The organism is Kitasatospora sp. NPDC059803 (genome assembly GCF_042732255.1).
In the GTDB taxonomy this organism is placed as follows: Bacteria; Actinomycetota; Actinomycetes; order Streptomycetales; family Streptomycetaceae; genus Kitasatospora.
Window position 1 is genome coordinate 3,723 of record NZ_JBHWIJ010000227.1, and the last position, 10,390, is coordinate 14,112.

General features: G+C 72.1%; 10 protein-coding genes. 9 read left to right on the forward strand and 1 reads right to left on the reverse strand.

Going from position 1 to position 10,390, the window contains the following annotated elements; all coding sequences use genetic code 11:
- The first annotated feature begins 226 nt into the window (after window positions 1-226).
- Complete coding sequence (locus ACFV6I_RS28915; protein ID WP_380428453.1) at window positions 227-1,519, forward strand: glycosyltransferase family 39 protein; 1,293 nt, start codon at window positions 227-229, stop codon at window positions 1,517-1,519.
- A 63-nt stretch (window positions 1,520-1,582) separates the two neighbouring features.
- Complete coding sequence (locus ACFV6I_RS28920) at window positions 1,583-2,083, forward strand: MarR family winged helix-turn-helix transcriptional regulator (protein WP_380428455.1); 501 nt, start codon at window positions 1,583-1,585, stop codon at window positions 2,081-2,083.
- A 55-nt stretch (window positions 2,084-2,138) separates the two neighbouring features.
- Here the strand turns inward: ACFV6I_RS28920 and ACFV6I_RS28925 are convergent, their stop codons facing one another.
- A complete protein-coding gene (locus ACFV6I_RS28925) occupies window positions 2,139-2,768 on the reverse strand; it encodes a hypothetical protein (RefSeq protein WP_371518320.1) in 630 nt (209 codons plus the stop codon).
- A 292-nt stretch (window positions 2,769-3,060) separates the two neighbouring features.
- Between ACFV6I_RS28925 and hemL the strand changes: the two genes are divergently transcribed.
- The 7 genes from hemL (at window position 3,061) to ACFV6I_RS28960 (ending at window position 10,037) form a co-directional block, all read left to right on the forward strand.
- The gene (gene hemL / locus ACFV6I_RS28930) at window positions 3,061-4,389 is read left to right on the forward strand and encodes a glutamate-1-semialdehyde 2,1-aminomutase (RefSeq protein WP_380428457.1); all 1,329 of its coding nucleotides are present in this window, start codon (window positions 3,061-3,063) and stop codon (window positions 4,387-4,389) included.
- 65 nt (window positions 4,390-4,454) lie between these two features.
- Window positions 4,455-5,102, forward strand: a complete 648-nt coding sequence (locus tag ACFV6I_RS28935) for a histidine phosphatase family protein (RefSeq protein WP_079136296.1) — start codon at window positions 4,455-4,457, stop codon at window positions 5,100-5,102.
- 162 nt (window positions 5,103-5,264) lie between these two features.
- Entirely contained in the window at window positions 5,265-5,870 is a 606-nt protein-coding gene (locus ACFV6I_RS28940; protein ID WP_363374910.1) for a TlpA disulfide reductase family protein, read from the forward strand.
- Entirely contained in the window at window positions 5,867-6,640 is a 774-nt protein-coding gene (locus ACFV6I_RS28945; protein WP_380338125.1) for a cytochrome c biogenesis CcdA family protein, read from the forward strand. The genes ACFV6I_RS28940 and ACFV6I_RS28945 overlap by 4 nt, the downstream gene beginning before the upstream one ends.
- A 2-nt stretch (window positions 6,641-6,642) precedes the next feature.
- The gene (locus tag ACFV6I_RS28950; RefSeq protein ID WP_380428459.1) at window positions 6,643-8,382 is read left to right on the forward strand and encodes a cytochrome c biogenesis protein ResB; all 1,740 of its coding nucleotides are present in this window, start codon (window positions 6,643-6,645) and stop codon (window positions 8,380-8,382) included.
- 3 nt (window positions 8,383-8,385) lie between these two features.
- Window positions 8,386-9,510: a c-type cytochrome biogenesis protein CcsB gene (ccsB, locus tag ACFV6I_RS28955; protein ID WP_063348874.1), complete on the forward strand. Its 1,125-nt coding sequence runs from the start codon at window positions 8,386-8,388 to the stop codon at window positions 9,508-9,510.
- Window positions 9,511-9,632: 122 nt separating this feature from the next.
- Window positions 9,633-10,037, forward strand: a complete 405-nt coding sequence (locus tag ACFV6I_RS28960; protein ID WP_063348875.1) for a hypothetical protein — start codon at window positions 9,633-9,635, stop codon at window positions 10,035-10,037.
- Window positions 10,038-10,390: the final 353 nt, after the last annotated feature.

The window sequence follows — 10,390 nt, forward strand, 5'->3', positions numbered from 1 at the left end:
GCCCCCCCCACCCCCCCCCCACACCCCCCGCCCCCCCCCACCCCCCGCGCGCGCCCGCCGCCCCCCGCCGCCCCCCCCCCCCCCCCCGGCGCCCCCCCCCCCCGCCACGGGGTTTTCGGGGCGGGCGGGCGTTCGCGGGGCAGGTGGGGGTGTGCCGTAGGCTCACCTGAAATCGCTGCGCCGTAGCCGCGCGGACCACCAGCGTGGCGGGGAGTACCCAGAGCAGATGAGCACGGCATCGAGCACCGAGTCGTCCAGCACCGAGCCCGGCGCGCCCGCGGCGCCGGAGACGGAGCGGCCCGCGGAGCGCTCCGAGGAGCGGGCGGCCCGGCGGCCCGGGCGGTTCGGCGCCCTGGTGGACCGCTTCGCGCCCGCGCTCGGGGCGTACGCGGTGGTCAAGGCCATCGGCCTCACGGTCTTCATGCTGCTGCTGTCGCACACCGGGGACTACCTCAAGAAGAACCCGGGCCGCGGCGGCGGTGCCCAGCCGTGGGACGTGCTGGGCACCTGGGACGGCGTCTGGTACCAGCGGATCGCCGAGAACGGCTACGACCCGCAGCTGCTCCCGATGCACGGCTGGCCGCTGGCCTCCTACTACGAGAACTCGGCCGCCTTCTTCCCGCTCTACCCGTGGCTGATGCGGCTGGTCGGCGCGGTCACCGGGCTCGGCCCGTACGGCTCCGGGATCGCCGTCTCGGTGATCGCCTCGCTCGTCGCGGCGGCGGGGATCTTCGCGATCGCGGAGCGGCTCGGCGGCTTCCGGGCGGGCGTGATCGCCGCGGTGATCTGGGGCCTGTTCCCGGGTTCGGGGGTGGAGTGGGCGGTCTACTCGGACTCGCTGTTCGTCGCGCTGTCCGCCTGGGCCTGCTACTGCGTGATGACCCGCCACTGGCTGACGGCCGGCGTGCTGGCGCTGGTGGCGGGCCTCAACCGGCCGACCGCCGCCGCGCTGATCGCCGCGGTGTCGATCGCCGCGCTGGTGGCGCTGATCCGGCGCACCGACGGGGTGGCCCGGCCGCTGACCGCGATGCTGATCACCCCGTGGGGCCTGATCGGGTACGTCGTCTGGGTCGGCTACCGGATGGGCGACTGGGGCGGCTACTTCAAGCTCCAGCGGGGCGCCTGGAACCGCTACTTCGACGGCGGCGCCTCCACGGTCCGCACGATCATGGACGTGATCACCGGGCACTGGAACTTCTGGCAGTCCAACCCCGTCCCGGACCTGATCGCGATCGCCCTGCTGATGGCCCTGCCCGGACTGCTGGTGCTGCTGTGGCGCACCCGGCCGCCGCTGGTGCTGGTGGTCTACACGGTGCTCACCATCGCCACCGCGCTGAGCAGCAACCAGATCTTCGGCAACATCTCGCGCTACCTGCTGCCGGCCTTCCCGCTGTTCATCGGCCTGGCGGTGGCGCTGCGCCGGGTGCGGACGTCCTCGCTGGTCGGCCTGCTCGCGATGCCCGTGGTGGCGGCGGGCTGGTACGCGGGGTATGCGCTGTTCGAGTTGGGCATCCCGTAGACCCGGGGTTGGTTGCCAACGGGATCATCCGGCAGCGGACGGGCCGTTGCTAATCTCGGACGTATGACGACGACCCCGCCCGTGCGCCAGATCCGTGACATCTCCGGCCTGCTGGACCACGCGAGCCACGTGCTGGCGACCCGGATGGCGGCCGCCTTCACCGAGCTCGGGATCACCCCCCGCGCGTACTCCGTGCTGTTCCACGCGCAGGAGACCGAGCGCACCCAGATCCAGCTGGCCGAGCTGTCGGACCTGGACAAGACCACCATGGTGGTCACCGTGGACGAGCTGGAGAAGGCGGGCCTGGCCGAGCGCCGCCCGTCCGCGACCGACCGCCGGGCCAGGATCATCTCCGTCACCGAGGCGGGCGAGCGCGCCGTCGAGCGGGGCACCGCGATCGCCGACCGGGTGCACCGGGAGGTGCTGGAGTCACTGCCCGGCCCGGAGCGGGACGTGTTCGTGTCGGCGTTGACGCGCCTGGTGGACGGGCCGCTGGCGGAGCCGGTGGAGAGCGAACGGGGGTTCGGGGGGGCCCGCCGCCCCGGCAACACCGCCCGCGTGTAAAAACCCCTCCCCCCGGGCCGCCTTCCCCCGGCGGGGGCGAAGGGCCCCGGAAGTCCTACGGCCAGACCAGGCAGTACAGCTGGTGCCCGGCCTCGTGCAGGCGGTTGGCGAAGTCCTGCCACTCGTGCAGCATGCTGTAGATCACGAAGGCGTCGCGCGGTCCGCGCCGGTCGGGGACGGTGGACCAGATGAAGGCGGCGGCGCCGAGTTCGGTCTCGTCGGCCTTGCGGAGCGGTTCGACGACGTTCTGCGGGAGTTGGACGACGGCGTAGTCGGGGTGCAGCACGACGAGTTCCAGCGGCGGGACCTGGTGCAGCGGGACGCCCTGGATGCCGGTGAGGACCATGGCGCTCATGGTCTCCGGCTTGATCTTGGTGGAGAGGTGGCCGTTGGGGGAGCCGCTGGTCTCCATCAGGTCGCCGAGCCGCCCGAGCGAACCGAGTTCGCCGGCGTCCAGGCCGAGCCCGCCGGGTCCGAGGGCGGTGGGGACTCTGGCGGCGGTGGCGCGATCCGGTGCGCCGAAGTACTTGTACGTCACCCCCACGCGTCCCTCACCCCGCCTCTCGCCGCCGCGGCGGCCACGACCCGTGCCCGCTCCCTTACCCCCGCGTGCGGTTTCGGCGGGCCTGCGGGAGCCCCCCGCAGCCTCGTCGTAGCCGTCCTGCGCCTCGGACACTCGGACCATCCTCACCGGAATTCGCCGGAATCGACAGACCCCCGCACGTCCGGCGTCCCTCCGGACGTGCTCCTTACCCGTCATGCGCCGCCGTACCCACTCGCGGTACGCGGCAGTCCTCTCCACACCCCTGCACACAACCGGAACACTTGCGCACTCTGAGTGCACAGTCTGACTGGTCCGTGCTCCGGAGCAGTCAGCGGCCCCGTCTGTACGGACAACCGTACAGACAACGGTGCCCGGATCATCGTTCCAGATGATCGGGTCCGACATGCAGAGCTCAAGGACACGATTTGAGACCATGTCTCCCGTGAGCTACCCCTACGAAGCCCCCCAGTCCCAGTCGCTGTTCGACCGCGCCTCCGTCGTGACGCCCGGCGGCGTCAACTCCCCGGTGCGCGCCTTCCGCGCGGTCGGCGGCACGCCGCGCTTCATGGTGTCCGGCACCGGCCCCTACCTCACCGACGCCGACGGCCGCGAGTACGTCGACCTGGTGTGCTCGTGGGGCCCGATGATCCTCGGCCACGCGTACCCCGCGGTGATCGACGCCGTCCAGCAGGCGGTCATCCGCGGCACCTCCTTCGGCACGCCCGGCCAGGGCGAGGTCGAGCTGGCCGAGGAGATCGTCGGCCGGGTCGCCCCGGTCGAGCAGGTCCGCCTGGTCTCCTCTGGCACCGAGGCCACCATGTCCGCGATCCGGCTGGCCCGCGGCTTCACCGGGCGCGCGAAGGTGGTGAAGTTCGCCGGCTGCTACCACGGCCACGTGGACGCCCTGCTGGCCGCCGCCGGTTCGGGCGTGGCCACCTTCGGCCTGCCGGACACCCCGGGCGTCACCGGCGCCCAGGCCGGCGACACCATCGTGCTGCCCTACAACGACCTGGCCGCCGTCGAGCAGGCCTTCGCCGCCCACCCGGGCGAGATCGCCTGCGTGATCACCGAGGCCTCGCCCGGCAACATGGGCGTCGTCCCGCCGCTGCCCGGCTTCAACGCGGGCCTGGCCCGGCTCTGCCGGACGAACGGCGCGCTGTTCGTCTCGGACGAGGTGATGACCGGCTTCCGCGTCTCCAAGGCCGGCTGGTACGGCCTGGAGGCGGCGAACGAGGGCTGGGCGCCGGACCTGCTGACCTTCGGCAAGGTCATGGGCGGCGGCTTCCCGGCCGCGGCCTTCGGCGGGCGCGCCGACGTGATGGCCCACCTGGCCCCGGCCGGCCCGGTCTACCAGGCGGGCACCCTGTCCGGTAACCCGATCGCCACCGCGGCCGGCCTGGCCCAACTGCGCGGCTGCACCGACGAGGTGTACGCGACGGTGGACAAGGTCGCCGCCGAGATCTCCGGCCTGGTGTCGCAGGCGCTCACCAAGGAGGGCGTGACGCACCGGCTGCAGACCGCCGGGAACATGTTCTCGGTGTTCTTCACCGAGGCCGCCGTCACCAACTACGACGAGGCCAAGACCCAGGAGGCGTACCGTTTCACCGCCTTCTTCCACGCGATGCTCGCCGAGGGCGTCTACCTGCCGCCGTCCGCCTTCGAGTCCTGGTTCGTCTCGGCGGCCCACGACGAGCGGGCGATCGAGCGGATCGCCGCCGCCCTTCCGGCCGCCGCCCGCGCGGCCGCCGCGGCCACGGCCTAGTCCATCCCTGCGAGCCCCAGGAGTACTGAGAAGTGAGCGCCAAAGAGATCACCGTCGTCCATCTGATGCGGCACGGTGAGGTGCACAACCCGGAGGGCATCCTGTACGGGCGCCTGCCGGGCTACCGGCTGTCCGAGCTGGGCCGGGAGATGGCCGAGCGGGTCGCCGAGGACCTGGCCGGCCGGGACATCACCCACGTGGTGGCGTCCCCGCTGGAGCGGGCCCAGGAGACCGCCGGGCCGATCGCCAAGGCGCACGGCCTGGACGTCGCGGCGGACGAGCGGCTGATCGAGGCGGACAACATCTTCGAGGGCAAGACCTTCGGCGTCGGCGACGGCTCGCTGCGGAACCCGGGCTACTGGAAGTACCTCACCAACCCGTTCAAGCCCTCCTGGGGCGAGCCCTACCTCGACCAGGTGGTGCGGATGATGGGCGCGCTCGGCGCCGCCCGGGACGCCGCGCGCGGGCACGAGGCGGTCTGCGTCAGCCACCAGCTGCCGATCTGGATCGTCCGCTCCTTCGTCGAGCGCCGCCGGCTCTGGCACGACCCGCGCCGCCGGCAGTGCTCGCTGGCCTCGCTGACCAGCTTCACCTTCGAGGGCGACAAGATCGTCTCGGTCGGCTACCGCGAGCCGGCCCGCGACCTGCTGCCCGCGCACCTGATCGGCAAGGGCGGCAAGGACAAGCCGGTGGGCAAGAGCTTCGGCGCGTGAGCCCGCGGGGCCGTTGGTAAACCCCGCGTAAATATGGGATCGGGCCGCCCGGCGAGAGCCTGGCGGCCCGACTCCGCCACAGGTCAGAGGGGGTGCGACGCGCTAGGGAGGACCCCGGCGAACCTGCCCGGAACTCCATGCGAAACTTTTCACATGTCTGCCATGGCGCGCCCCCGTCCCCGTGTCGCCGCAGCCGCCGCCACTGTCGCCGCCGCTGCGCTCGTCCTCACCGGCTGTTCCTCCTCGGGCTCGTCGGGCAGCGGCGAAGGCCAGGTCGGCTTCGTCACCGTCAAGGGGACCAACCTGTCGAAGGTGGACACCGGCAAGCGTGGGAGCGCCCCCGACATCTCCGGGGAGACCCTGGACGGCGGCCAGACCAAGCTCTCGGACTACCACGGCAAGGTCGTGGTGCTGAACGTCTGGGGCTCCTGGTGCGGGCCGTGCCGGGCCGAGGCGAAGAGCCTCCAGGCCGTCTCGGAGAAGTACAAGGACCAGGGCGTCCAGTTCCTCGGCGTCAACACCCGGGACAGCGACAAGACCAACGCCGTCCGCTTCGAGCAGGAGCAGGGCGTCACCTACCCGAGCATCTTCGACCCGGCCGGCACCCAGCTGCTCAAGTTCCCCAAGGGCAGCCTCAGCCTGCAGTCGCTCCCGACCACCCTGATCGTCGACCGCGACGGCAAGCTGGCCGCCCGCGCCGTCGGCGGCACGACCCAGGACGCGCTGGAGTCGATCCTCCAGCCGGTGGTCGCGGAGCAGAAGCAGTGAGCCTGCCGCTACAACTCGCCGACAACACCGGGACCCTCCAGAGCGGGGCACTGCTGGTGGCCGCGCCGATCGCGCTGGCCGCCGGGCTGGTCTCGTTCTTCTCGCCCTGCGTGCTGCCGCTCGTCCCCGGTTACCTGTCGTACGTGACCGGCTTCTCCGCCGCCGACCTCGCGGACGCCCGCGGTGCCCGGCGCGGCCGGATGCTGCTCGGGGCGACGCTGTTCATCCTCGGCTTCACCGCGGTGTTCGTCTCGGGCGGGGCGCTGTTCGGCCAGTTCGGCGACACCCTCCAGGCGCACAAGCGGGTCATCTCGATCGTGCTCGGCGCGCTGACCATCGTCATGGGCCTCGCCTTCATGGGCCTCGTCCCCGGCCTGAGCATGCGCGAGGTGCGCTCCCACCGCCGCCCGGCGGTCGGCCTGTGGGGCGCCCCGCTGCTCGGCATGGTGTTCGGCGTCGGCTGGACGCCCTGCATCGGCCCGACCCTGGCGACCGTCCAGAACCTGGCCCTGAACCAGGCCGACGCGGAGCGCGGCGCCCTGCTGATGACCTTCTACTGCCTCGGCCTGGGCGTACCGTTCATCGTGGCCGCGCTCGCCTTCCGCCGGGCACTGGGTGCCTTCGGCTGGGTCAAGCGGCACTACCCGCTCGTCATGCGGATCGGCGGCGGCATGCTCGTCGCGGTCGGTCTGCTGCTCGTCACCGGGATCTGGGACTCCATGATGAGTGAACTGCAGTCCTGGACCGCCGACTTCTCGATCGGAATCTGACCGTGAGCAAGACCACGACCGAGGCCGAGCTGCCCCTGGCGCCGGACGACGCGGCCGCCGAGCGGCTCAGCACCGCGCCGGTCGAGTCCGAGGGCCCGACCGGCATAGGGGTCCTGGGCTGGGCGCGCTGGATGTGGCGCCAGCTGACCTCGATGCGGGTCGCGCTGATCCTGCTCTTCCTGCTGTCGCTGGCCGCCATCCCGGGCTCGCTGATCCCGCAGTACCAGAACGGTCAGGGCCTGCTCAAGGTCGAGGCGTGGAAGACGCACCACACCGCGGTCGCGCCGATCTACGAGAAGCTCCAGCTGTTCGACGTCTACAGCTCGGTCTGGTTCTCCGCGATCTACATCCTGCTGTTCGTCTCGCTGGCCGGCTGCATCGTCCCGCGCACCTGGCAGTTCGTCGGCGTGCTGCGGGCCCAGCCGCCGACCGCGCCGCGCAACCTGACCCGGATGCCGGTCTACGCGGCCTGGCGCACCGAGGCGGACGCCGACGCGGTGAACGCCGCCGCCCACCGGCTGCTGCGCAAGCGCCGGTTCCGCACCAACCTGGCCGGCGGCTCGGTGGCCGCCGAGAAGGGCTACCTGCGCGAGGTCGGCAACCTGCTCTTCCACATGTCGCTGTTCGCGCTGCTCGGCGGCTTCGCCTGGGCCAGCCTGGCGTCCGGCACCGGCGGCAAGCTGATGGTCGAGGGCGAGGGCTACTCCAACACCATCACCCAGCTCGACGACTTCAACGGCACGCGGTTCTACGGCACCGAGGACCTCGACCCCTTCTACCTGAAGCTGAACGGCTTCACCGCCAAGTTCCAGGACAAGGGCGACCAGATCGGCGCCGCCCGGCAGTTCACCGCGAACGTCGAGTACACGGCGGGCGAGGACACCTCGAAGCTCAAGCAGGGCACGATCGAGGTCAACCATCCGCTGGAGATCGGCGGCAGCAAGGTCTTCCTGATCGGCCACGGCTACGCCCCGGTCATCACCGTCAAGAACGGCAAGGGCGACGTCGTCTACCGGGGTGCCGTGCCGTTCCTGCCGCAGGACGGCAACCTGACCTCGACCGGTGTCGTGAAGGTCTCCGACTACGGCGCTGGCCCGGACGGCAACCCGACCCAGATGGGCTTCTCCGGCTTCTTCCTGCCGACCGCGCCGCTGAGCTTCGAGGGCACCGGCCCGGTCTCGCTCTACCCCGGCGACGCCGCCCCCGAGCTGGTGCTGAACGCCTTCGCGGGCGACCTGGGCACCGACTCCGGCCTGCCGCAGAACATCTACCAGCTCAACGACCGGAAGCTGACCCAGCTGACCCAGGACGGCCAGCCCGCCAAGGCCCGGCTCAAGCCCGGCCAGGCCTGGGACCTGCCGGACGGCTACGGCAGCGTCACCTTCGAGGGCTACAAGCAGTGGGCCAGCTTCAACGTCTCGCACCGCCCGGGCAACACGATCGCCCTGACCGGTGCGGTGCTGGCGATCCTCGGCCTGATCGGCTCGCTGTTCGTGCAGCGCCGCCGGATCTGGGTGCGCGCGGTCGCCCTGCCGGGCGGCGGCACCCAGGTGGAGCTGGCCGGCCTGGCCCGCAGTGAGTCGGCGAAGATCGCCGAGGAGCTGGCCGAACTCGCGGTGGACCTCCAGGACGACGCCCCGGCGTCGGAGGACGAGGACGACGCCGCACCCGAAGGCCCCACAGCCGAAGGCCCCGCGCCCGAGGACCCCGCAGTCCCTGCCGACCAGAACTCCAAGGAGTAGACGGTGCATCTCGCCTCGGGGGTCGACCCACAGCTGGCCGACCTCTCCAACAAGCTGATCTATTCGGCGATGGTGGTCTACACACTCGCCATGTTCGCCCACATGATCGAGTGGACCTTCGGCAGCAAGGGCGCCGTCGCCGTCCGCTCGACGGAGCAGTCGGGCAGCCTGTCCGAGACCGTCGCCGGGACCAAGGGCGCGAAGAAGGTCACCGTCACCGTGGCGGGGGCCGGCGGCGGCACCACCACGCTCACCCGCACCGCCCTGGCGGGCGAGGGCGCGACGGTGGTCACCAGCGGGCGCGGCGCGGACGAGGAGGACGGCCCGGGCGCGGCCGGCAACAGCACCCGGGCCGACCTGGCCGGCCGGATCGCGGTCTCGCTCACCGTGCTGGGCGCCCTGCTGCACGCCGGCGGCATCGTCACCCGCGGCCTCTCGGTCTCCCGCTGGCCGTGGGGCAACATGTACGAGTTCTCCTGCGCCTTCGCCTTCGCCATGACGGCGGCGTACCTGGTGCTGCTGGCCTCGAAGAAGAACGTCCGCTGGCTCGGCCTGCCGGTCGTGCTCGCTGGGCTGCTGACCCTCGGCATCGCCACCACGGTGCTCTACACCGACTCCGAGCAGCTCGTCCCGGCGCTGCACTCGCCGTGGCTGGCGATCCACGTCTCGACCGCGATCTTCTGCGGCGGCGCCTTCTACGCGGCGTTCATCGCCACGTTGCTGTACCTCGGCAAGGACTCCTTCGACAAGCGGATCGCGGCCGGCCTGACCACCGGCCCGCTGGGCACCCCGGCGTCGGTCTGGCGCCGGCTGCCCGCCGCGTCCACCTTCGACAAGCTGTCCTACCGGATCAACGCCCTGGTCTTCCCGCTCTGGACCTTCACCATCATCGCGGGCGCGATCTGGGCCGAGGCGGCCTGGGGCAAGTACTGGGAGTGGGACCCGAAGGAGACCTGGTCGTTCATCACCTGGGTCGCCTACGCCTGCTACCTGCACGCCCGCGCGACGGCCGGCTGGAAGGGCCGCAAGGCGGCCTACCTGGCGCTGGCGGCCTTCGCCTGCTGGCTCTTCAACTACTACGGCGTGAACATCTTCGTCACCGGCAAGCACTCCTACGCGGGGATCTGACCGGGGCACACAGTCACCCACCGGCCCGGCTCTCCGCAGAAGGTAGCCGGGCCGAGGTGCGACAGGGGTAGTTCGTGCCGGCCGCCGGCCGGCACGGGGAGGAACGAGGAGGAAATCGCGCAATGGAGTGCGACGAGGTCATGCTGACCGTCCGAATCACCGCCGCCGAGCGCACGTTGCTCCGCCGGCTCGCCCAGGGACACCGCAGCGACGTGTCCGAGGTGGTGGCCGACGGCCTGCTGGACATCATCCCCACGCTCAGCTCGCCGGGGGACGCCTACCGCCTGCTGGGCGCTCTGACGGCGCCGGCGCCGTGCGCGCTGACGGTCTGGCTGCCGACCCCGCTGGCCGACCTGCTGGTGCCCGGCGCGGCGCGGATCGCGCAGGTCACCGAGGTCCGGATCGAGTCGGCCAGCGCGATGCTGGGCGCGGCGCTGCGGCTCTGGCTGGCCCAGGACCCGGTCCGGCTGGCCACCAACCTCAGCGTGATGCACGCGGGTCGGCCGTCGGCACTGGTCGCCGCCTAGCGGGCGGCCAAGGGGGTACTCAGGGGGTGTTCAAGGGGCGCTCAAGGGGTGCTCAGGGGGTGCTCAGGGGAGGCCGTTCAACTGGCCAGCGGCAGCCGGGGGCTGCCGATGCCCTGGCCGGCGGGGCGGTCGTCGAAGGCCTCCCGCCGGGCGGGCACCGTCGGCGGCTCGGCCGGTCTGTCGCCCGGTCTGTCACCCCGTCTGTCCGCCGGCCTGTCCGCCGATCCGTCGGCGGGCCCGTCGATCGGTTCGGTGAACAACCGGCAGTACGGGCGCGGGGGGCGGGCGGCGCGGGCGGCCTCACCGCGGCGCCCCCGCGGGGGCCCCACGGCGGGGGAGGCCGCGGGCGCCGC

Bases quoted from the DNA above. Each gene is read 5' to 3' on its own strand.
- ACFV6I_RS28915 (WP_380428453.1), top strand. From the start codon at position 227: ATGAGCACGGCATCGAGCACCGAGTCGTCCAGCACCGAGCCCGGCGCG.
- ACFV6I_RS28920 (WP_380428455.1), top strand. From the start codon at position 1,583: ATGACGACGACCCCGCCCGTGCGCCAGATCCGTGACATCTCCGGCCTG.
- ACFV6I_RS28925 (WP_371518320.1), bottom strand. From the start codon at position 2,768: ATGGTCCGAGTGTCCGAGGCGCAGGACGGCTACGACGAGGCTGCGGGG.
- hemL (WP_380428457.1), top strand. From the start codon at position 3,061: ATGTCTCCCGTGAGCTACCCCTACGAAGCCCCCCAGTCCCAGTCGCTG.
- ACFV6I_RS28935 (WP_079136296.1), top strand. From the start codon at position 4,455: ATGCGGCACGGTGAGGTGCACAACCCGGAGGGCATCCTGTACGGGCGC.
- ACFV6I_RS28940 (WP_363374910.1), top strand. From the start codon at position 5,265: ATGGCGCGCCCCCGTCCCCGTGTCGCCGCAGCCGCCGCCACTGTCGCC.
- ACFV6I_RS28960 (WP_063348875.1), top strand. From the start codon at position 9,633: ATGGAGTGCGACGAGGTCATGCTGACCGTCCGAATCACCGCCGCCGAG.